General features: G+C 51.2%; 18 protein-coding genes and 4 pseudogenes. 12 read left to right on the forward strand and 10 right to left on the reverse strand.

Annotated features, from left to right (window positions below):
* Positions 1–103: 103 nt before the first annotated feature.
* Positions 104–481, reverse strand: coding sequence for a termination factor Rho (locus EL257_RS17740; RefSeq protein ID WP_126364808.1), 378 nt, complete (start codon positions 479–481; stop codon positions 104–106).
* Positions 482–757: 276 nt separating this feature from the next.
* On the opposite strand from EL257_RS17740, the gene EL257_RS17745 reads away from it, so the two are divergent.
* The 4 genes and pseudogenes from EL257_RS17745 (at position 758) to EL257_RS17765 (ending at position 5745) form a co-directional block, all read left to right on the forward strand.
* Entirely contained in the window at positions 758–2071 is a 1314-nt protein-coding gene (locus tag EL257_RS17745; protein WP_126364810.1) for an SDR family oxidoreductase, read from the forward strand.
* A 1075-nt stretch (positions 2072–3146) separates the two neighbouring features.
* Positions 3147–3818, forward strand: a pseudogene (locus EL257_RS28085) (diguanylate cyclase domain-containing protein).
* 615 nt (positions 3819–4433) lie between these two features.
* Positions 4434–5252: pseudogene (locus EL257_RS17760) on the forward strand (endonuclease).
* Positions 5253–5439: 187 nt separating this feature from the next.
* Positions 5440–5745 carry a hypothetical protein gene (locus EL257_RS17765; protein WP_126364812.1) on the forward strand — a complete coding sequence of 102 codons (306 nt, stop codon included), beginning with the start codon at positions 5440–5442 and terminating at the stop codon, positions 5743–5745.
* Between the two features lie 508 nt (positions 5746–6253).
* Here the strand turns inward: EL257_RS17765 and EL257_RS17770 are convergent.
* The 3 genes and pseudogenes from EL257_RS17770 to EL257_RS17780 all read right to left on the reverse strand — a co-directional run bounded on the left by EL257_RS17770 (position 6254) and on the right by EL257_RS17780 (position 8735).
* A pseudogene (locus tag EL257_RS17770) lies at positions 6254–6752 on the reverse strand (ferritin-like domain-containing protein).
* 688 nt (positions 6753–7440) lie between these two features.
* The gene (locus EL257_RS17775) at positions 7441–8370 is read right to left on the reverse strand and encodes an SDR family NAD(P)-dependent oxidoreductase (protein WP_126364814.1); all 930 of its coding nucleotides are present in this window, start codon (positions 8368–8370) and stop codon (positions 7441–7443) included.
* 125 nt (positions 8371–8495) lie between these two features.
* Positions 8496–8735, reverse strand: coding sequence for a hypothetical protein (locus tag EL257_RS17780; protein WP_126364816.1), 240 nt, complete (start codon positions 8733–8735; stop codon positions 8496–8498).
* Positions 8736–9391: 656 nt separating this feature from the next.
* Here EL257_RS17780 and EL257_RS17785 point away from each other — a divergent pair.
* The 3 genes and pseudogenes from EL257_RS17785 (at position 9392) to EL257_RS17795 (ending at position 11241) form a co-directional block, all read left to right on the forward strand.
* The gene (locus EL257_RS17785) at positions 9392–9910 is read left to right on the forward strand and encodes a hypothetical protein (RefSeq protein ID WP_126364818.1); all 519 of its coding nucleotides are present in this window, start codon (positions 9392–9394) and stop codon (positions 9908–9910) included.
* A 7-nt stretch (positions 9911–9917) separates the two neighbouring features.
* The gene (locus EL257_RS17790; protein WP_126364820.1) at positions 9918–10364 is read left to right on the forward strand and encodes a DUF421 domain-containing protein; all 447 of its coding nucleotides are present in this window, start codon (positions 9918–9920) and stop codon (positions 10362–10364) included.
* A gap of 185 nt (positions 10365–10549) precedes the next feature.
* A pseudogene (locus tag EL257_RS17795) lies at positions 10550–11241 on the forward strand (DUF421 domain-containing protein).
* A gap of 390 nt (positions 11242–11631) precedes the next feature.
* Here EL257_RS17795 and EL257_RS17800 read toward each other — a convergent pair.
* Positions 11632–11862: a hypothetical protein gene (locus tag EL257_RS17800; protein WP_126364822.1), complete on the reverse strand. Its 231-nt coding sequence runs from the start codon at positions 11860–11862 to the stop codon at positions 11632–11634.
* 266 nt (positions 11863–12128) lie between these two features.
* On the opposite strand from EL257_RS17800, the gene EL257_RS17805 reads away from it, so the two are divergent.
* From EL257_RS17805 to EL257_RS17815, 3 genes are all read left to right on the forward strand, one after another.
* Positions 12129–12539, forward strand: coding sequence for a response regulator (locus EL257_RS17805; protein ID WP_126364824.1), 411 nt, complete (start codon positions 12129–12131; stop codon positions 12537–12539).
* 645 nt (positions 12540–13184) lie between these two features.
* Positions 13185–13406, forward strand: coding sequence for a DUF6555 family protein (locus tag EL257_RS17810; protein WP_126364826.1), 222 nt, complete (start codon positions 13185–13187; stop codon positions 13404–13406).
* Positions 13407–13536: 130 nt separating this feature from the next.
* Entirely contained in the window at positions 13537–16125 is a 2589-nt protein-coding gene (locus EL257_RS17815) for a PAS domain-containing protein (RefSeq protein WP_126364828.1), read from the forward strand.
* Positions 16126–16466: 341 nt separating this feature from the next.
* Here the strand turns inward: EL257_RS17815 and EL257_RS17820 are convergent, their stop codons facing one another.
* A complete protein-coding gene (locus EL257_RS17820; protein WP_126364830.1) occupies positions 16467–16844 on the reverse strand; it encodes a termination factor Rho in 378 nt (125 codons plus the stop codon).
* Between the two features lie 924 nt (positions 16845–17768).
* On the opposite strand from EL257_RS17820, the gene EL257_RS17825 reads away from it, so the two are divergent.
* Complete coding sequence (locus EL257_RS17825) at positions 17769–18182, forward strand: CBS domain-containing protein (RefSeq protein ID WP_126364832.1); 414 nt, start codon at positions 17769–17771, stop codon at positions 18180–18182.
* Positions 18183–18614: 432 nt separating this feature from the next.
* Here EL257_RS17825 and EL257_RS17830 read toward each other — a convergent pair whose 3' ends face one another.
* Both EL257_RS17830 and EL257_RS27800 read right to left on the reverse strand, forming a co-directional pair.
* The gene (locus EL257_RS17830) at positions 18615–19034 is read right to left on the reverse strand and encodes a cyclodeaminase/cyclohydrolase family protein (protein ID WP_126364835.1); all 420 of its coding nucleotides are present in this window, start codon (positions 19032–19034) and stop codon (positions 18615–18617) included.
* Positions 19035–19061: 27 nt separating this feature from the next.
* On the reverse strand, positions 19062–19229 hold the full coding sequence (locus tag EL257_RS27800; RefSeq protein WP_172604497.1) for a hypothetical protein: 168 nt from the start codon (positions 19227–19229) through the stop codon (positions 19062–19064).
* A gap of 227 nt (positions 19230–19456) precedes the next feature.
* Between EL257_RS27800 and EL257_RS17835 the strand changes: the two genes are divergently transcribed.
* Positions 19457–19930, forward strand: coding sequence for a thiol-disulfide oxidoreductase DCC family protein (locus EL257_RS17835; protein ID WP_126364837.1), 474 nt, complete (start codon positions 19457–19459; stop codon positions 19928–19930).
* 226 nt (positions 19931–20156) lie between these two features.
* On the opposite strand, the gene EL257_RS17840 is transcribed toward EL257_RS17835, so the two are convergent.
* Together EL257_RS17840 and EL257_RS17845 are read right to left on the reverse strand one after the other, a co-directional pair.
* Positions 20157–20321 (reverse strand): general stress protein, encoded by a 165-nt coding sequence (locus EL257_RS17840; RefSeq protein WP_126364839.1) that lies wholly within the window; start codon positions 20319–20321, stop codon positions 20157–20159.
* A gap of 131 nt (positions 20322–20452) precedes the next feature.
* Complete coding sequence (locus EL257_RS17845) at positions 20453–20755, reverse strand: hypothetical protein (protein WP_126364841.1); 303 nt, start codon at positions 20753–20755, stop codon at positions 20453–20455.
* Positions 20756–20841 lie beyond the last annotated feature (86 nt).

Raw genomic sequence — 20841 nt, forward strand, 5'->3', positions numbered from 1 at the left:
GGAAACACATTCATCTGACCTCCAGCGCCTACCTTATGAACACACATCGCGATCAAGCAGAAACTTAGCTGTGTATTTCGCTATGGTCATGTTGATCATGCGATCACTTAGCTTTAAGCGCTTCTACCAACTCAGCTTTGTTCATTTTCGAACGTCCAGGAATATCGCCAGTACGGGCCTCACTCATGAGGCTTTCCTTGCTCTGCGTTTCAAGAGAAGCTTCGGAGTTACGCTCATGGCCACTGCGTGTTTGCGCAGCTCTTTTGCCCGAGTCAGATTTGGCCTGTTCCTTCGTCGAGTGCGACGTTTTTCTACCCGAGCCGCCAGCCTTTTCACCCCCTCCTGACTGCTTATTCACCGTTGCCCACGCCCGAGCTTCCGCCTCATCTTTTGACGTGCCCTTGTGCTCGTAGCTCTCCTCAATGTGCTCAGCTTTGCGCTTTTGCTCATCGGAGTATTTGTCTTTGCTTCCACGTACCATGACGAATTCCTCTGGGTAGGTAGGCGCGAATGTGCCTTCGCTCCTATTTTAATAAGGAAGCGAGTTCTTTAGGAAAGTTCATAGAGATTTTTCTAAGTGAAAGGGCCCGCCATTTCACCACCACCCAAAACAGACGAGCGTTCCTGCCAGGAATGACGGAAGTCACTACTCGTCTCGAAAATGGGACGACGGCTGCCCTAGCCGCTCAGGCAATTCGACGGAACAATATTTACTACACCGTCGTCAACAGCAAACCAGCTAGAGGAGGCCGCCCTGATGATTGATCCAGCTACAGGTATGAAAAGCGGAGAGCGATACTCGGTAGAGCTATTAGGTGATACGCACCCATTCACTGGATTTTTCTTGGATGGACAGTATTACCTCACGCCGGATTTACCGCCCGCAGTCGGCTGGCTCGAGGGTCAAAAATTTATCTACGACGATCGGGATCCGGCAGGGACGCCGATTTTCCCAGACCGTATCGCTGGGACGATTTCACACCTTTCTTTGACACTTGTCAGTGGTGAGTCCTTGCAGCTGGCCACGGTAAAAACCGACTCACCCGACCCGTCGAAACCCAACGTTGCTTCGACCGGGCCGAAAAAACATCAAACGGGGCCGTTGCGGGGAAAGCTGGTTGTCATAACTGGCGCTTCGAGTGGCATTGGTCGAGCCACAGCGAAGGCTTTTGCCTGCAAAGGTGCGCGACTTGTCCTAGCCGCCCGTGACGAAGAAGCCCTCTTTGAAGTTTTGGATGAATGCACGGACTGTGGTACTGACGCTGTGGCGGTGGCCACGGACGTGACCAGTAGTGAGGAGATGATAGAGCTTGCGACGCGCGCCGCAGCGTTCGGGAATGGGCGGATTGACATTTGGATTAACAATGCAGGCATTGGTGCGGTGGGTACCTTCGAGGACACGCCCCTCGAAGCTCATGAGCGAGTATTGCAAACGGATTTGATGGGTTATCTACGCGGCGCCTATGTTGCGATGCCCTACTTCAAGGCTCAGAAAAGCGGGACACTCATCAACACAATGTCTATAGGCAGCTGGGTGGCGCAGCCCTACGCCGTCGCATATTCGGCAAGTAAATTCGGTCTGCGGGGTCTAACTGAGGCTCTTCGCGGAGAGCTTACTGAGTTTACTGACATCCACGTATGCGATATCTATCCGGCCGTGATGGATACACCAGGCTTCCGCGATGGGGGTAACTACACTGGACACGCGTTGAAGCCGCCCCCACCAGTATATAACCCTGAACTGGTTGCCCAGGCGATGGTTGCATGCGCGATAAAGCCGCGAGCTACCACGACGGTTGGAGCCGCTGCGTACGTTGCTCGTTTGGCACCGTTCCTCGTACCTGGACTTACCTCTATCTCCGGATGGCTTACGCGAAAGGGGATAAACCGGAGTCCGACTTCAGCTACATCCTCTGGCAACCTCTTCTCGCCACCGAGCGGCGTACGGAGTGTCGAAGGTGGCTGGCGCAAAGCTCAGCACACCAGTCCAGCATTACTAGCTGTCACTGCGGCGGTGCTGGGTGGCGGGGTGGCGTTCGTAATATTTCGTAAGAAGCGCAGGCAGACATAGGCTGTCCAGCTCGAATGCGTCCAAGGCATTGCTCACCTTCATAGTGGGACTTGTACGTCTTTAAGCAATGCGAGGCCGATACATCGCGGCTGGCAAAAGCCAAGCCAGAGCCATCCCCATCGGAGTCACGGAAGTCCATGGGGGTGCATCTGAGAGGGCAGGCTCATCGACGGTTCCTATAATTGCTCATTGAGCGTTTGACGGCAAATGGGTAGAGCTTAAAGCGTGGCGGTTACCACATGATGGGTTTTGTACTGTGCTCAAAAAGTAGCAGTTGGTCGTCAAATTACATCAATTGTTGTCACCCTGATCACCAGCTCCTCTTGGGCGAAACGTTTCTCTAGCTCGGTTTTGTAACTTTCCCACCATGCACGATCCACGATCTTGACCATGACCTCATAGATGATTAGAGCGTCGCTCCTTTGCCCCCGTCAGGTGCATCCCATAGCCCTTCGACAGGTACCCGTGAATGCCGTCATCCCACCAAAGCGGTCTACTAACTCCTGGCGCACGCGGGAAAACAGGCCAGAGCGAAATGCGCGGCCATCGTTGGAAAGCGGATGGCGAACATACCTACTCACTAGGGCATGAGCGCTCGAGCACGATCCGGTACTGTGCCTACGGAAGTTCTGAACCGGGCGACATCCACGCTTCACCAGAAGCGTTCAGATGCAATAGCGAAGTCTCATATGAAGGGCGTGCCTCCATACCTCAGTGGTGATGCTTCGACAGCCGGTGTACAGCTGTTATGAGATCAGTCGATAGCCTGTCAACGAAGATCCTGTCCTGATTGGTGACACCCTGTCATGCCCCTTAATCCCGACCACGTCGACTTCCTATCTCTCTTGGATTCTGTCCAGGAGTTCATCGTCGTGAAGGATGGTGAAGGTCGGTGGCTTTTTTGCAACCAAACTGCTCTTGCCGCCACGAGATGACCGGGTTCGATTATTTGGGCATCACGGATGAGGAATTGCTCACTCTCCGGCCGAAATTCGCCGACGGGTTCTTGCGAAATATCGAGACCGACGCCCTTGCTTGGCGGAACCGGTCGGCCACCGTGATTGAGAAGTCATTCATGGGACTGGATGGTCGATTCAACACATGGGAAGTGATTAAGACTCCCTCCTTTAATGCTGACGACACTCGGTATTGTCTGATCATCGTCAGCCGGAACATTACAGAGCGCAAGCTAGCCGAAACGGCCTTGCAGGTGAGCGAAGAACGATTCAAATGCCTGGCTCATATGGATGCCCTGACGGGAATCCCAAACCGGCGCGGAATCCTGGATCTGATTTCCTCCAAGCTTGAACTAGCAACGAAGCTCCCGGTAACTCCGTCTTCGTCAGCCCTTATCTACATGGATCTTGATCGATTCAAAAAGATCAACGATGAGCTGGGGCATGAGATAGGCGATGAGCTCCTGATCGCATTCGCGGGGAGAACGCGTCATTGCTTGCGGGAGAATGATCTGTTCGGGCGAATCGGTGGGACGAATTCGTCGTATTCCTGCCTGATACAGATGAAACCCAAGCGATCCTGGTAGCCAAGCGATTGTGTGAATCCTTGGGCCGTATGTGAAATCTGAATTCACACGTCATCATCCATTGGCATTGCGTTTTGCCCGGAGGCCGGACGAGACGTCCATTCGCTTTTGCGCCATGCGGATGAAGCACTTTACCGAGCCAAACCTGCAGGTCGATCGCGGATTAAAGTCTACCGTTCAGAAGCCCGAACTCAATGGGTCTGAAATAGCCATTGCCCCAGCATGCTCCTGCTCAGTAGAAGCAAATCTCATCACATAGACTTTTTGGAGTCGTGGAAGCAGCAGACCTCAATGTTGCTTGATACCTGAATTGCTCTACGGAAAAGTGAAACCTAGACCGAGTGCCCGGCCCTTTCCATCAGAACAGCTCAAGAAGCGGATCGATGGGGCTCAGCCAGCAGATCCTTGGCCGCAGCTCCAAACTCAACCAGCAGGCTGGACTCGACGGATGTCTGCGGCTTTGTATTTTTTACCCAGAATTCTCCGTAACACGCGCTGCCTTGTCCTATCGAAAGGGCTCATAATCGCGAGTCGGATAGCAACTCATGGTCGCCAGCAGAGGGTCTCTTTGTTTGATCCAACTACCGGCTCGTTGGGGACATCCTGCCGCTGGTTCCCAGGGATGCCTTGAAATCGTGCGTATAATGGGCTCTCTCCTAATTTCTTAAGCTGTCCAATGAAAAAACTGCTTTCATAGTAGCGCTAGCCCTCTCCGTAATTACCCTCGCCTTCTCAAGCCCGCCATCGACTTTTTCCGAAGCCAAAGTCATCGCCAAGCAAAAGGTCTAGCTCGACCAAGCGAACAGTGCCTTTGGCGAGTTGTATTGCGGCTGCCAATGGACTTGGGTTGGTAAATCGGGTGGTTGTATCGATGCTGAGTCTTGTGGACTTAAGGCGAGAAAACAAGAGACTCGATCGCAGCGCACTGAGTGGGATCACATAGCTCCTGCCTGGACATTCGGTCACCAACGGCAATGCTGGCAGAACGGTGGTCGCGAGCATTGCGTGGACGATGATCTGGTATTCCGCGCGATGGAGGCAGACCTTTTCAACCTCTACCCATCGGTAGGTGAGGTAAATAGTGACCGCAGCAATTTCAACTACGGCATGGCCTCCGGGGTTGCGCCCCAATATGGGCAATGCAAGACGCGCGTGGATTTTACTCAACGCTGCGGAACCACGTGATGAGGTCAAAGGGTTAGTCGCACGGACGACCTTCTACATGTTCGACCGATATAAACTGAGCATGTCTCGTCAGCAGCAACAGCTACTGATGACCTGGGACAAGCAGCACCCGGTTTCAGCTTGGGAAAAAGAGCGTAATAGGCGCATTGCAGCGATCATGGGGCATTCCAATCCTTTCGTTACCGGTGACCATCAATGGACTCAAAGGTACAAGGCAGTTGGTGATGACGTAGTCAGCGCCATTCCAGTTCGGCCTTCGCAAGCACAAGTCCAATCAATCCTGGCAAGCGCGAACGGGATAGCCTTTATCATCGGCAACCGGAAGAGTCAGTTGTATCACCTCTGCGTAGGGTGTCCGAGTTATGGGCAGGTGTCTGAAAAAACCAGGTCTCCTTCACGTCAGAATCTGAGGCTCAGGCGGCAGGATATCGAAAGGCAGGTAACTGCAAATAGTTACTGCTTGTTGATAATCGGTCTCGCGAAACAGGGGTAGGTGCGTAACATTCGCTGAGACCTGCATCCAGTTTTCTCTATTTCTTTCATACCGCCTTACACCGCAGGCGGTGGGTGTTAAGGTTAGATCTCCCTAACTATCCCCTTGCCTATGAGCCGATAGCTGACCGCCAGCCAGGAGTAAAAAATGCTTACCCGTCCTGATAAAAACTCCCTCCGTGCGATGTTGGAATTGCAAGTCCAAGAAAAGCTGCAGCACGATCCAGACGCGTTAACGACTTATGCAGCCAAGCCTGAACCAGAGCGAAAACCGTACACCAGCAAACCCACAGTTCAAGACCAGGCTTTTCAAAAAGAGCTCGAGCAAATGCGTGCAGATGCCGAATCCGTGGTGATACGTACGCCTAAGGGCGAGCCCGAGGACGAAGGCGAAGGCGAAGGCGAAGGCGAAGGCGCTCTTAGCCTTAAACTTGATGATTATCCGAATCTCTAGAAGTAGTTTGAGCGACCCGGTGACTGAATGGAGAAGAATCATGCTTGAGCAACAGCTCAATACCGTTCGTCAATAATTCCCACACACGAAAAAGTTAAGCGAACCCTAGTCAGCAAAAAGAATCATAAAATTATGCATATGCAGGTCATGCTAAGCCATGCCAGGCTTACGGTAAAACTCCTCATTGCCCGCACTATGTGCGGGATTTTTTTGGATGGTAGTTAGAATATCTCAAGATTGCCGCGCTGCGCCAACGCTTCTTCGTAGAGGCCACCATTCATATACGCGCTTTCAGACATTATTAATAAGCATGGCCGAGCGAGAGGATGTACCACACCTCGGCAGGGAACAACATTGCTTAGCCGGCTTTTTTTCTGGCGGAGACCACGTTCGATCTTTCGACCACAGGTTCCGGAGCCTTGCATCAACCACATACAGTGAAGCGAAAATTAAGAAAAACCAGACGACGTTGTCGTTACAACGTCTTTCTAGTTCGCTCGTCAAAATTTTATTTGGATTCCATCGTTGCCGCTTGATTGCCGCCTTGCTCGGCGATCTTCGTCAACTTCTCATCCGTCGCTTTTTCTTCGGCCAGCGTTGCGGCAAGCAGATCGGCTGCGTCCATTAGATTCAAATGCTTGGCCATGGCAATCAGGTGCCGTAACTGGCAATCTCATAATGCTCAACTTTCTGCGTTGCACCGATCAATCCCGCATCAAGCACTGCGCCTTTTTCGATCTCCTCGAGCAGCTCTTTGGATTCCTCGACCAGTCCTTCCATGACCACGCATTTCATGCGTTTGAGCTTCAACCCGGTCAACTCGACAAGCTGATCGATACGTTCGATTTGCCCTTGGGTTTCTTCTAATTGAGCGTTGAAGGCCTCAACCAAGAGTGGGTTGGTAGCTGCTCGTGCCATGCGCGGCAGGCGCGCGTGATCTGTTTCTCGGCACTGTAAATATCGGACAACTCATGGACAAACAGGTCTTCAATAGTTTTCCTAGCCATTTGAAATACTCCTCTCTACCCTGGGCGCTTCACCGTAGCGGAACGCATCATTTGCATATCCACGCGTTGTGGCCTGCATGGAGAGATGACCAGTGACAGTCGACACGTGTTCAATTCTTTTGCGGCGGTGGCCGTTTGCACGTTCATCCCAGCGCTGTGCCGAGAAACGTCATCACCCCGACAAAGTTCAAACATGAGTTTGAGTTCCCCTGCGTCAGCACGCATCAAGAGAACCAGACCGTCCGTCCGATTGTGAATCTGAATACCAGACCAAATTACTCTTGATCCATTGGGGAGTGATCATGAAAACGAGCCTAGTTTCTCAAACGATGTCGGTTCGAGTCGACACCGCCAAGGCACCCCGCGCAATTGTAAAAGACATTAAAATGCTATCGTTTCGTACAGTTTGCCGTTGCCAATGAAAAATTATTGTTCGCCAGATTGCATTGATTCCTTGGAATGTCGACGGTGTGCGGCAGCTGGCGGCTCATGCCTTGTACAAGCTCCCGAGATACTGTGGAGTAAAGCATGCCAATAAAGGCGATAGAGAATGATCGCCCAAATGTTTACAGAGAACGACGGTACTTGTAGAGGTGCTTCTGCATGGCACGGGAGTTATGAGATAGACCGGTATTAGGCTAGCGGAGGGTTATCCCAAACTAAGATTCACTGGCCGATCATCCTTCGATCAACGATCGCCTGTCCCATCTTCGGCCTTCATCCTAATGCGGACGCCGCCATCAATTTTTTCAGTTCCCGCCATCGGAGCATGGAGGGCGCCGGTGGAAGCCGCGAAAGGCTGCGCTTTTTTGACTTCCTGATCGGCGATCTTGGCCGATAGTCTTTCGGTAAGATCAGGAAAAATATGGTGAGAGACATTCGATGCATGAGCCTTCCAACCCACCGGCATCTCCTCCTTCGGATCAATGCAGGCACTAACGATCGCGTTTACTACGATTTCGGGGTCGTCCATCGCGGCCATGCGCGGCGCGTGGCCAGTGTAGTTCGCAGCATGCAGCCACCAAGGCGTGTCGACCGCCCAAGGCATGATTGTGGCAACCTTGATACGGTCGCTACCACTCAAGCGCAACTCTTCATTCAGGCTGCGACTTAAACTCAGTACGCCCGCCTTCGACGCCGCATATGAAGCTTGATACGCCAACGGCACTTCACTGTCTATCGAGCCTACGTTTATAAGCGTACCGTAACCCTGACTATGAAATCGCGACAAAGCGGCATGAGCACCATAGATAAGGCCTTTGAGATTGACGTCAATGACCCTCGCATGATCTTCGATGGGAATATCCCAAAAAAAGCCCAAGGCTCCAACGCCTACGTTGTTAATCCAGACGTCGAGGTTACCAAAACGTTCGACTGCCTCGCTGGCAAGTGCCGCGACCTGCTCGGGATCGCTAATATCGGTCGGTACCGCCATACCATGGCCACCCGCCGCTTCTATCTGCGTGACAATGTCGGTGAGCGCCCCACCCCGTCGCGCCGCGATCACCACGTTAGCTCCCAGTTTGCCCAGTTTGAGAGCCGTACCTCGTCCAAACCCGCTGGAGGCCCCAAGCACAACCACCGTCTTATTTTTTAGATAAGAGAAGTGAACGGCCATGATTCTTGCCCCTTAGAGCCAAGCCTGTGATGTACAACTATTAGGTTCGCAGGCATGGCCGATAGCTTAGAGATAAAAGGCGACCGATTTATCAGACTTTAAAAATGTCCGGTACTTTCAGGCGTCTAGCGTGGATCTTGCTGCCTATCCATCACGGCATTATCGGTTTCTTCACGCACCCGGTCGGGATTCACTCCGGTGCTGTCATCATCAAGCGGGCGCTCACCCTCATTTTCGGGCAGCTCGTCTATGTCCTCCTCTTTCATCGGGTCAACTTCCGTGCGACCTGGGCTAAGTGGATCGGGTGAAGTTGGCATCGGGTCGTCTTGACCCATCCCTCCTTGCTGCTGTGGATCATTGTTCATACACACCTCTCAGCGCCCTCGCCGTTGAGGGCATGTAGCTTGGAGATGCGTCGAGTTCGAGCGTTCGATTTATCAGCTTACCGATAGTCGATGTTCTGCAAGGGCGAAAGAGTCAGCATGTTTGTATGACGAATTGGATCGAGCTGATAATCCAATCCATCGTCTCGACTTTCTTAGCGAGACTCCCGACACGCTGCATTAATTGCGGCGTCAGGACGGAAATTGTTGAGGGTTTAGTTGGTCGGGGGTTGAAGCGAACACGTGCCGCCGATTTTTGCTAGGGCAAGAACAGGCTCGCCATGACAGACGTCACACGATGGAAAATGGCGCTGCTGGCCCGACGGATGTCTGACTTGGTCAATAACTGATTAACAGCGATGGGTTCTTGAGTGCTTCGAGTCCTTCTGCTCACCCTTAACGTCAGAGCGGGTTTCGTGTCGGAGCCAATTCGTCGCCGCGTGCCTCAGTGGTTTTGTCATCATTCGTTTTGCTTGCAGCAACGACTTCGCTACGGCATGCCATGGTGCCTGCTTTAGCCGAATGGCGTGAACGATCTCCAAATCAACGCGTGCGTTTCGCAGTTCGACATGAACTGGATGACTGCTGGGGGGTCTTCTCTATTAGCGGTATTGACCGGTGACCAAAATAGGAAGCATATGAAAAATGAATCTGATGATTCTGACTACCACAGCCGCGATTATCCTCTGCATGAGGATATGTCTTTTCAGGTCAAAGTATGGACATTCGAACGGCTCGGTTGGTATGTCCTTGTATTAGTGGTTGTGCTGGCAATGCTCGGGCTGTTCTCGCGCGGGCCGCTCAGTGCTCGGGAGGTCAAGGCTAGCGACGGGAAAATCTCAGTGGAGTATGAGTTGTTCCATCGCAATGGCTCAGTCAATCCGATGAAGATCAATGTGCTCGGTGCGCCTGGGGCGACAGTGGAATTAGAGCTGAAAGGCGAGTTGCTAGAAGGTTTTAGTGTTGAAACGATGCAACCGGAACCTGTGCGAGCCAGCAGCGGGGGCCAAGGCATGAGGCTATTTTTACAGACCGACACGGAAGGTCGGGCGAGCATCTATTTGACATTGCGTGGAGACGGGCTGGGCCTGTTTAAAACCCGAATCACCTCTCCCGGCGCGATAACCGTGTCGTTGGATCAATTTATCTACCCTTAGGTGAGCTATGGATTCTGTATTGCGAGCCGCTGCCATATATTTGGCTCTTATGGTTTTGTTTAAAATCGCTGGCCGCCGCTCTTTGGCAGAATTGACAACATTCGATTTTGTGCTTCTGATGATCATCGGCGAGGCTACGCAGCAGGCATTATTAGGTGACGACTTTTCGCTCACCAACTCAATAGTGGTTATCGTAACTCTAATCGCGCTTGATGTTGGATTATCGCTAGTTAAGCAACGCTCTGGCTGGGTGTCTAAACTTATAGATGGTGGCGCTACGGTTATAGTGGAAGACGGGAAAATACTGCACAAACGTATGCACCACTCTAGGTTAATCGAAGCCGACATCATGGAGGCTGCTCGCTCGAGTCAAGGAATCGAAACCCTTGATCAAATTAAATTTGCAATCCTAGAGCGAAACGGCAAAATCTCGGTGATTAAGAAAAAGCCGTAATTCAAATGCAATGGTAGGATTTCTAGGCCATGTGTTTTGTGCTTTATAGAAGATACTACTTGAAATCCATAAACTACGCCGGTTTAAGAACGTTTCGAACGAGGCGCTCTAACTAAACAAGCGCTGACGAATAGAAGATCGCGCACGAAGCGATTTGTTTGATACAGCAGCTATAGGAATGCAACATGTCACCTTTTGATCTGCAACGGATGCTGATAGATGAATTTCCATTCACATTCCTGTTGGAGGTTGGTTTACGTGCAACCTTGGCTTTTATCGCGGTTTTTTTATTCTAAAATCCAGCGGACGACGAGGAATAAGGCAGTTGTCGCTTTTTGAGTTAGTTGTCATTCTAACTCTGGGCTCCGCTGCTGGTGACGTATCCTTTTATCATGACGTGCCGCTGTTGCCTGTAGCCGCCGTATTTCTCACGCTCTTAATCCTTTATCGCTTTACCGTTTTCATTATGACCAAAAGCAAAAGATTCGAAGCGTGGATAGATGGACTGCCCGTCACTGTTATTAGAGACGGCCTGTATGTACTTGAGTCCATGGGGAAGTTAAATATATCGTCAAATGAATTACTAATGGAGCTTCGTCAGCAAGGCGTGGAGCATTTGGGGCAGGTTCGATTAGCTATCGTGGAAACCGATGGTGACATCAGCCTGCTTTTTTATGACAGAGAAGAGGTGCGCCCTGGCCTATCTGTCTTGCCTCTTGAGCATCGGCCTGTGTACACGGTAGCGCCCACCTCTTCGCTTTACTGTTGCATAAGTTGTGGTTTACCTTGTCCTCTCGAGGAACATAACGAAGCCCGTTGTTTGCGGTGTAACAATAATGTATGGGCAACAGCGGTTGATACCCAGCGCAATCGATGATTATTTCATACACGCCGCACGCAAAGGCGCAATCGTTGTGAGTCGGCCTATAAGAGATACACGGCACACTCTGCATTTTTGCGAAATAATCAAAATGGATTCCTTCACTTCTGAGACTCGGAATGCGAACGGGGACTGCAACATGTTTGCTGAAATCGTCGCCGTTTTGGGGTGCGGCAAAGCCGCACAGTCTATCTATCTACTTGCCAACCGGGGCACCAATTGCACGGAAATGTAAGGCATTTGAGGTTTTGACTCACTGCATGGCGCTTAGGAAAAATCGCTCTTTTGGCCCGGCATATCCTCGGCCTGTAGCGGCTAATCAACGAGCAAGAGTCTTTCACGCCAGGTTATTAACCTTACAAGAAACCATTGAGCCTAGCTTTCTGTTCACCAACCAACCAATCTGGTCGGATTTTCAGATTTTTGTTTAACCTTCACACTAAGTAGCAATCTGAAAATCGCCATGTGGGTTGAGCAGAGCTTCCGTTGAGCGACAAGGTCTTCACGCAGCGCCATCAGCTGTAACGCGTAGCCGTGGGCTAACATGCGCTCTGTCTTGCAGCTCAAGGTAAGAGCTTGGAGCTCCGCTGAAAAAGGAGTAGCAGCTTGGCGGATCATGCTCATCCCAACCTGAGAAATTGCATATTATAAACCGACCATAACAATTTGAACGATACTCGACCTTTTTGACAGGCGGTAGCGTAGAGCCGTGTCTGTGCCCCTGCAACCCCTTGCAGCAATGAGTGGCACCTTCGGCTTGTAAAAAATACCGAACGGTTGATCCATCCCTGAAATGAAACGTTTTGAGTGTGCCTTTTCAACATAGGGCCTAGACTCTGGCGTTGATCGAAGATGCCGACTCGTCTCAGGCTGAGGAATGACAAGTGAAGCTAAATTTGGAAGGCCTACCGCCAATCCAAGGAGAGGTGATTGTCATCGAAGACGATGCGACTTTGCGCTCGTTGATGAAAGATATCGTGGCGGAGCTGGGCGCAAGCGCAGTGGTGTTTGAAACGGCGGACGACGCATTAACCTATCTGTTGCAGGCACATGGTCAATGTAGGCTTGTGATTGCAGATCATGGCGTGCCAGGACAAATTCAGGGTACTGAATTTATCGAGATGATCAAAGGAAGGTGGCCTAGTATTTCTGCAATTCTGACATCAGGATATCTGATCGACCCGGCGACGATACCGGCAACGGCCATCTATCTACATAAACCGTGGTCGATGGACGATCTGTTAAGCGCTATCTCATTCCTGTTGCAGCCCGATTCGACAATTCCCAAGCCTTAAATGCCGTCAGCTTCCGTTTCTGGTCGGTCTCGTCTGTAGGAAGAAGCCGCCGGAAATCCATCGATTAGTTGGTCGCACCATACTTTGTACTGGGCATCTGTTCAGATGGGGTGGTGCGTGCCCCTCCTCCGTGCCGCCAGATCTGCAGTGCCGTCATCCAACGCTGAAAGACTGGCATCTGCAATCGGAGCGCATATTTTACCGCAGCTAAACGACACGTCGACAGTTAGTCGGACGCGGCATGGCTTCGGCCCAAGCGTCAGCGTTATTCATTCTGAAGACGCATTAGATGACAATCCGCAACAACGACATAAACGGTACTTGGCCTGATCGCCATCCTAATTGTGCGCCAGGACGCCCCCCGAGAGACCCTATGAAGACTTTTTGCGCGTACAGCAGCTCCTCCGTCATGCACTTCTTAGTCTTCCACCCCACTGAAGAGACTACCGTCGCCATCCCACGAAAGGCGCATAAGATTCTAAAAATGAGGTCATAGAAAATATAGTGGCTAAATGCCCTAATAGCCGGAACGGAGAAAAGGGTCTAAAACGGTGACTCTGAACAAATTTTGGATCACCGCTCGATACGAAGCTCGACTCGAGTCACTTGACCTAACGATCTGCGTATGGGGAGCATGGAAGCTTTATGGCCATTAACTTTCATATTATTGATTACACGCTCCATGGAAAGCCGAAGTCTTTCATCATCCGCAGCAAAACGATGCAGAACGCAGACGCTTGGCATTGGGCAAGCTGTGATGCGGGCATCGCCCCGATACCAAAGCCAGGAAAGGCGCCCTTGAACCTGATATCCAAGCCTCATGCTGAGAAATACGGCATAACTGATGTGAATTGGCGGACGAGCTAAGCTTGCAGCCTGGCCGCCCAGAGCGCTGATTCCACATTCCGGCAGTGACGGCTCATCTCCCAAGCCAGGCTACCCACTCCATTTCGTTCGCTGCAACCTCGGCCGCGAAAGATAAGATGCCTCATAGTCAATGCGGCAGCCGCTTACCCGTCCACTTTCGGTGCAAAACCTACAGCTTGTCGGCCGCTGCATTTATGAAGGTAGAATTCACTTTGACCCTCTCGACAACAAGGTGCTGATCAGCGTGAATCCAGAACATGAACGGCAATTTTTGATCGGAGGGGGCAAAAGTGGTGAGCTTATCCGCCGTCACGACTGGTCTGCTACCTCGATAGGCATCCCTGAACGTTGGCCTGCTGCGCTTCGCAACGCTCTCGAACTCATGCTCAGCTCTTGCGATAGCATGTATCTCGTCTGGGGCCCCGAGCTGCTATTTTTTTGCAACGATGCGTATCGTTCCGTTCAGGAAATGCGGCTAAACGACGCTGTAGGAACACCGTTTCCAATTTTATTGGAGAATGTATGGAGCTCGGTTCAGGGCTCAATGACGGAAGCGTTTGCGGGCCGCGCTAACCGATTGACAGATATCCCCAGCATCACCGTGAGGGGTGGCGCAGAAGCAACCACCTGGTGGAGCTATTCGTTCTCACCTATCCGGAACGACGCTGGATCGATCAAGGGCGTCCTCTGTTTCGCCAAAGACACCACTGATTACGTTAAGGCCACTTTGGCCCTTATGGATAGTGAGCAAAGGCTTGATGCACTGATTAAATCGTCCTCTGAGGTGCGCTTCTCTATTAGCGCCGACTGGAGCCAACTGCATCAGCTTACCGGTGGCGATTTCATCCCCAATACCGACGATACGAATTCCAAGTGGCTCGAGGAATATATTCCGGCCGATGCACGAGATGCCGTGCGCAGAGAATATGAACGCGCGATTCAAACTCGAACGACCTACCATATAGAACATCCGGTCAATCAAGTAGACGGAACAGTGGGCTGGGCGCATGTGCGTGCCGTGCCGTTGATCAATCAGCACGGAGTCATCAGCGGGTGGTTGGGCGCGGCCTCCAATATTACCGACCGTAAACGTGCTGAAACGGCGCTTCTAGAAAGTGAAGCACAGCTTCGAATTCTCAATTCTAATTTGGAGAGCATAATTACCGAAAGGACAGCAAAGCTACGTTTGTTTAGAGACGTCATTGAAGCAAATGCGGTTCCTACTTGCGTATTTGATACTAATTTCCGTCAGATTGCGTTCAATCGGGCGCATCTTGACGTTTTCGAACAGTTGCATGGGGTACGACCCAAGGATGGAGAGATTTTACCGAATTTGTTGCCCCCTGCACAAGAAGCGCGCCTCCATGCGCATATGGCCCGTGCTTTAGATGGGGAGACTTTTCGCGTGATTGCCGAGTTTGGCGAAAAGGGGATTAACCAACGTAGCTTTGACTTTTCTTATACACCTCTCTTGGATTCAACAGGCGCGGTGATAGGCGCATTTTATTTTGCGCACGACATAACTGAAGAGATTAAATCTCGTGTCGAGCTTGAAGCCGCTCAATCAGCCCTACGGCAAGCGCAAAAGCTCGAAGCCGTGGGACAACTTACTGGCGGCGTGGCTCACGACTTTAATAATCTCCTCACGGTCATAAAATCTTGCAGTGACCTGCTTAAGCGGCCAACAATTTCTGAAGATAAGCGCCAAAGATACGCCGATGCCATTTCCAGTACGGTCGACCGCGCCTCAAGACTCACCGGTCAGCTTCTAGCTTTCGCAAGACGCCAAACGTTGAGACCTAAAGTGTTCGGTGCAGGAGAGAGCATCAAAGCTTTAGAAGACATGTTTGAAACGCTATCAGGCAGTACGATGGCGATCTTGATGGAGATATCTGAAAAACCATGTTTCATTTTTGCAGATGCTAATCAATTTGATACGGCGCTTGTTAACTTGGTACTTAACGCTCGTGATGCAATGGGGGGATCAGGTCAAATATGCATCCGTGTAGAACCCACCGATCATATCTTCGCAAATGGAGGGAAGCCCGCTTCAACTGGTCAGTATGTTGTCGTGGCAGTCACCGATACTGGTAGCGGGATTTCTTCTGATATTTTGGAATCTATCTTTGAGCCTTTTTTTACCACCAAAGAACAAGGGAAAGGCACTGGCTTAGGCCTATCTCAAGTCTTTGGATTTGCCAAGCAGTCCGGTGGAGAAATCTTGGTGGAAAGTCAGGTTGGCGAAGGTACTACGTTCAGACTTTTCCTTCCACGCGTGGACGCGCAGGCAAACGCGCAGCTAAACAAAAACTCTGAACACGAAACCTTGAACGCTGACCATGGAACGTGGATCCTAGTCGTCGAGGACAATCCCGACGTAGGTACATTGTGCCTCAACATTCTTTCAGAACTTGGCTTCCGGCCCGTACTGGCATCGAGTGCAGAGAATGCTTTAGAGCAATTGTCCCACGGAGAGGATCGCTTTGCGGTTGTACTGACTGATGTTGTCATGCCAGGAATGAATGGGATAGATCTGGCCAAGGCGATTCGAAGGTCTCATCCGCTTTTACCAGTGGTACTTACGTCTGGTTACAGCGATATCCTGGCCCAAGAGGGAAGCTTTGGATTTGAGGTTTTGCGGAAACCTTACTCAATAGATGAGCTTTCATCAGTTCTGGTGAATGCGCTACGCAGTATCCATAGCCATTATGACGAATAATATTTGATGACCAAAAACCGAGTCAGCATATCTTGGGAGCGGCACAAGCGTAAGCTCAAAACCTCAGAGTCCCATGTCACAGCTCTTCATCGCATTTACAACCGTTTTTGCCTGACCGAAAGGGAATAGTATCCTCGTACTCATTTCAACGACATCAAGCAGGCGCGATGGCTGCTTCTGTGCATCACCCACAAGCTGCGTGCTGGAACGTGTCGCTGAGCACCGGATCAATCGGATTGACAGCTGCAGGGATAAAGGCCCGCTTCAGGTGCCTTAATATCACAGAGTCGATTACAGATCTGAGATCAACCGTTGGCCTAATTGATTTGGGGCTTGAACGCTCAGCCCTTCTTTAGTGCCTCGATAAGCTCAGCCTTGGTCATTTTTGAACGTCCGGTTATGTTGCGGCTGCGAGCCTCCGTCATCAGACTCTCTTTACTCTGGGTTTCGAGTGATTCTTTGGATTCACGCTCATGCCCTCTTCGCGTCTTTGCGGCTCTCTTACCCGAGTCAGACGTAGCCCGCTTTTTGTTTGATTTGGATGTTTTAGCTCCTGAGCCACCAGCCTTTTCACCGCCACCGGACTGCTTGTTCACGGTAGCCCAAGCTCGAGCCTCTGCCTCATTCTTAGGCGTACCTTTTTGTTGGTAACTTTCTTCAATGTGCTCGGCCTTACGCTTTTGCTCATCTGTATATTTTTCTTTGCTTCCCCGTGGCATGGCTGAACCTCTCCATCGTTAAGTGGCCAATCTGCCTTACTCGACAGCTATCACATTAGGAATCTGGCGCCCTCGAAAAAGTTCACTCGTATCGGTAAACAAGAATAATTCCCTCCTACCCAGATACCATTTTCCCGCTGGTCAGGTATCAATTATTCAAGCCAACTCTATCGCACCGCTACCACTCCTGCTCTCGAACCCAATGATTCACCAATTGCCAAGCAATAAGCGCTATCAGTGCGGCCCTAGCCTTCACGGCATCGACTCGCTGGCCACCGAAAAGCTTGATTACCTGCGCAACCCACTTGAAATCCTATCCATTCAGTATCAAAAAGGGCCCGCTGAGATCAGGCAACCCCAATGACGACGGCTTTGTTTTGGTTACTGCTGACCGTGACGCAGACCTAGTTAAGGCCACGGATTGGTGAAGGGAGTCGTATCAAAGGACAATCGACAAACGCCAAAAAATGCCCATGGGCTGCTTAGTCACCCTCGTGAGTCTCTTGATGATCAATCACATTGACAACAATTATTTATACAAAGCGCGCCCACGGAACTGGCTTTGAAACACCGGAACAAGGGAACGACGAAACGGATTGAACATAGACTAAGGCGAACCGAGACAGAGCAGCCGGGCGCTTGTTCGCTTGCTTTTGTAACCGCCCGGCTTTTGCTAACGACTCATAAGCTGAGGTCAATCGTTGGTGACTCAATGCGTACATTCGATATTCGAAAAAAAACCGAACTCTGCGAGCTTGGTCGCTTCCACTCTAGTAGGGCAATGGCGGATTCGACGGCTCAGTCAGCGCGGGTACACGTCACGCCTGTAATCTCATCGAAGTTTTTGCCATGATCCTCAAGCCGCCTGGGTGGATCGATGAGGTTTTTTTTAACTAGCGCTCTGCTATCGATGGAGATATATCCATGAGAATTAACGAAATTATGAGTCGAGAAGTCCGCACCGTAATTCCCTCGACGACCTTACGCGAAGCCGCCGAGCTTATGTGCCAGGCCGATATAGGTGCTCTGGTAGTCAATGAGGATGATCGCATGATAGGCGTCATCACCGACCGGGATATTGTTATCCGAGCAGTAGCCGATGGACTCGATTTTTCCACGCCTGTAAGTGCGGTGATGAGCGACGAGGTCTGCTATTGCTTCGACGACGAGGACATCAATCATGTCGCCAAGAATATGGCTCAGATAGAAAAGCGGAGATTGCCGGTGGTAAACCGGGATAAGCGTTTGGTTGGCATAGTTTCACTGGCCAACATCGCCACCTGCAATGCTGACAAGCTCAGCGCCAATCTGCTGCGTGGTGTGGCTCAAGCACATTGACGTTTTCTAAGAGTTCGCGATGCGGTTATTAGCGATTTCGAATCGCAAGAGGAACCGGTGGCTACCAAGTAGCTGCCGGTCATCTGTTCTCAGCGCGCGGACTGTAATCCAGATCGTCATCCAGACAATTTTTGAGCAGGAAGACTGATTTCGTTGCTGATGCCGTTAGTCTTGACGGGATTGTCAGTCCGATTTTTTTCTCCGTTGCGCCAGCAATCTGTCGAGGCTCCTTACTGATTTGATCATACGTTTGGCCGTTTGCTCACGCCAGCAGCGATTTGTCCTGAGGACAGAAGCGAGCTAACGCCTCATCGGCTTTTCGCTGAAGGACAGAGCGGCTAAGTATCAGATCACTTTTCCTATCCGACAGCACAAGCTGATCAACGTCCGAATCGACATTCAGCAATAGCGCCGAGAGGCTTGCGTGCATGGTTAAGACGGCGGCGACCACATCACATTGCAAGAATGGCTTAACACAGCGCAAGCCGTCTCCGCAAGTTCGATGCCCTGAAAGCAGCATCTCGCAGCTGCTAGTGCCCCCAAGGTGATTTCCAGTATTCGCTGCTGACTGTGACCTTGAGAGTTCAGAAGTGGCTCGTTGATAAAAGCACTGAACGCTCGAATATCGTTATCGGCCTGTGCCTTCATTAGGGGCATCAGTTGCTCCACCTCATAGGTGATTTTTTTCCGTTCATCCTCCAGGTTGCCGGCAGCAGATTTTCGTAGCGCCATGAGGAGAAGTGCAAGCCCGAAGCTGGCACAGACACATGACGTGGCGCCACAGCTTGGTACCGAAGTATCAGCTGCACTTTTGTCTCGAAAAGACTCGAGGCTCGATGACCAAATACTCATCCGCAGCTTATCCTCGAAGGCAGGGTATTACTGATCGGGTAGTCGCTCTTCATCAGCGGGGCCTGGCGTGACCCTGGCTCCGTCGCCCGCCGATCCCTCCTCCCTGCTGACGCGCTCATCGTCGGTCAGACCCTCACCGATGTCATGCTCATTCAATTGATCTTGGTGATCCTGCTCTGGTTTCAGGATAGTCATAGGAAGCCTCATTCATCATCCTTTAATTCTCAGTGGGCTGCGTAAATTTTTCCGCGCTCAGCGTCATTGGCTTGCATGGTTTAGATGAGACGGCTAGCGAGAGGTTCGAGAAGATTAAAAAATGGGTGCCGTGTATGGGACTGTGTATGCCTCAGCGAAAAATTGCATGAACCATAATCAACAGCCAATGCCTAAAGATCCAGACAGAATGAACTGGAAAAAAGCATATGGCCCATCATCGCTCTGGAAGCGCACGTCTTACTCCGCCAAGCGAAGCCGTCGTTCTATTCGACGGCACCTGCAAACTCTGCAATGGGTGGGCGAAATTCATTATCCGGCATGACCACGCACATCGAATCAAGCTCGCGGCGGTTCAGTCCTCTGAGGGTCAGGCCTTGCTCAGATGGGTCGGCCTACCGCAGCATGAGTTCAACACTGTCGTCTTGATCACCGATCGCCAGTTCTACATTCGCTCCGATGCGATGTTCAGTATTTTTGCTCGCTTACCTGCGCCTTGGGCCTGGCTGAGAGTCGCCCGAATTATCCCTGGCCCGTTCCGCGACTGGATGTACGATAAAATCGCCCTCAACCGTTATCGGCTATTTGGCCAATATGATTCCTGCCGGTTGCCTTCGCCTGATCACAGCGGTCGATTTTTGAAACATGAATCAGCAGACACTGAGCGTCCAAGAACGAATTGAGCTGGCAGCAGCCCTAAGCCATCAGCCGTGGGCAAATGGCCAGCGATTTGGCGTTGCATGAAGAATTTCGCAATATGGGCCGAGCGGTGGTTAATGCCGTGTGAATTGCGTTCTTGAAAGCTGACAGAGGCCGACGATGTTGAGCGAATCTGTGTTGTATGTCTCATCCCGGCTTTATAAGGATACCGACCTGCTGACGTAAACATGTCAGCAGGTCAGTTGTTTATCACCGTTCTCCGCGCGTCCCGCCATGGCTATGTTGTCCGCCGATTCTAGCTTTCTCGGCCTTATCAGTCGCCACATTGGTATTTGGCTCGCTCTTGCGTCCCGCTTCTTTGACTTTTTGAGGGTCATCGGAAAAGCCGTGATGCGGTTCTTGTCGTTTGGTCATGACTGAGCTCCTTGAGCAAAAAATAGTTACCTGCATTTGAGGGGCACCCTAAGCCTTCGTCCCGTTGACACGACCAACGGAATCACTCGACGCTTTGATGAAAAACACTTCGTCAAATGCGGCGACTGCCATCAATCAACGCGGTCATCGTTCTGTTTCGGTGTTTGGGTACCGGTCTGCGGTTCATCGTTTGATGGCCGCTTCGACGGTATCGCCTGTGTCTGATCATTTTCCGAATCTTTCGGATATCCCGGCAAGCCTCGCGCATCCTCCGGAGTCAGGACATTGCCTGCAGAGTCGCTTTCGTGATCCCAGTCTGTCGTCGCATTTGGATCTTCGTCGCGACCGGCAGTGCCCAAAATGCAGCCATCATCATTCGGAAGGCCTGGGTCGTTCTCGGGCAAATTTTGGGTGCTGGTTGGATGCGGTTTCATAGGAGTCTCCAATGCAGAGTAATGGGTCTTCATTGGAATTACCCATCACATGCAAGTGCAGCGCAAGAGACGAGCGGTATAGCGAT

It is taken from the genome of Pseudomonas fluorescens (assembly GCF_900636825.1).
Lineage (GTDB): Bacteria > Pseudomonadota > Gammaproteobacteria > Pseudomonadales > Pseudomonadaceae > Aquipseudomonas > Aquipseudomonas fluorescens_BG.

What these genes read in the sequence shown, in the direction of transcription:
- EL257_RS17740 (WP_126364808.1), bottom strand. Translation starts at nt 481, where the DNA reads ATGGTACGTGGAAGCAAAGACAAATACTCCGATGAGCAAAAGCGCAAA.
- EL257_RS17745 (WP_126364810.1), top strand. Translation starts at nt 758, where the DNA reads ATGATTGATCCAGCTACAGGTATGAAAAGCGGAGAGCGATACTCGGTA.
- EL257_RS17765 (WP_126364812.1), top strand. Translation starts at nt 5,440, where the DNA reads ATGCTTACCCGTCCTGATAAAAACTCCCTCCGTGCGATGTTGGAATTG.
- EL257_RS17775 (WP_126364814.1), bottom strand. Translation starts at nt 8,370, where the DNA reads ATGGCCGTTCACTTCTCTTATCTAAAAAATAAGACGGTGGTTGTGCTT.
- EL257_RS17780 (WP_126364816.1), bottom strand. Translation starts at nt 8,735, where the DNA reads ATGAACAATGATCCACAGCAGCAAGGAGGGATGGGTCAAGACGACCCG.
- EL257_RS17785 (WP_126364818.1), top strand. Translation starts at nt 9,392, where the DNA reads ATGAAAAATGAATCTGATGATTCTGACTACCACAGCCGCGATTATCCT.
- EL257_RS17790 (WP_126364820.1), top strand. Translation starts at nt 9,918, where the DNA reads ATGGATTCTGTATTGCGAGCCGCTGCCATATATTTGGCTCTTATGGTT.
- EL257_RS17800 (WP_126364822.1), bottom strand. Translation starts at nt 11,862, where the DNA reads ATGATCCGCCAAGCTGCTACTCCTTTTTCAGCGGAGCTCCAAGCTCTT.
- EL257_RS17810 (WP_126364826.1), top strand. Translation starts at nt 13,185, where the DNA reads ATGGCCATTAACTTTCATATTATTGATTACACGCTCCATGGAAAGCCG.
- EL257_RS17815 (WP_126364828.1), top strand. Translation starts at nt 13,537, where the DNA reads ATGCGGCAGCCGCTTACCCGTCCACTTTCGGTGCAAAACCTACAGCTT.
- EL257_RS17820 (WP_126364830.1), bottom strand. Translation starts at nt 16,844, where the DNA reads ATGCCACGGGGAAGCAAAGAAAAATATACAGATGAGCAAAAGCGTAAG.
- EL257_RS17825 (WP_126364832.1), top strand. Translation starts at nt 17,769, where the DNA reads ATGAGAATTAACGAAATTATGAGTCGAGAAGTCCGCACCGTAATTCCC.
- EL257_RS17830 (WP_126364835.1), bottom strand. Translation starts at nt 19,034, where the DNA reads ATGAGTATTTGGTCATCGAGCCTCGAGTCTTTTCGAGACAAAAGTGCA.
- EL257_RS27800 (WP_172604497.1), bottom strand. Translation starts at nt 19,229, where the DNA reads ATGACTATCCTGAAACCAGAGCAGGATCACCAAGATCAATTGAATGAG.
- EL257_RS17835 (WP_126364837.1), top strand. Translation starts at nt 19,457, where the DNA reads ATGGCCCATCATCGCTCTGGAAGCGCACGTCTTACTCCGCCAAGCGAA.
- EL257_RS17840 (WP_126364839.1), bottom strand. Translation starts at nt 20,321, where the DNA reads ATGACCAAACGACAAGAACCGCATCACGGCTTTTCCGATGACCCTCAA.
- EL257_RS17845 (WP_126364841.1), bottom strand. Translation starts at nt 20,755, where the DNA reads ATGAAACCGCATCCAACCAGCACCCAAAATTTGCCCGAGAACGACCCA.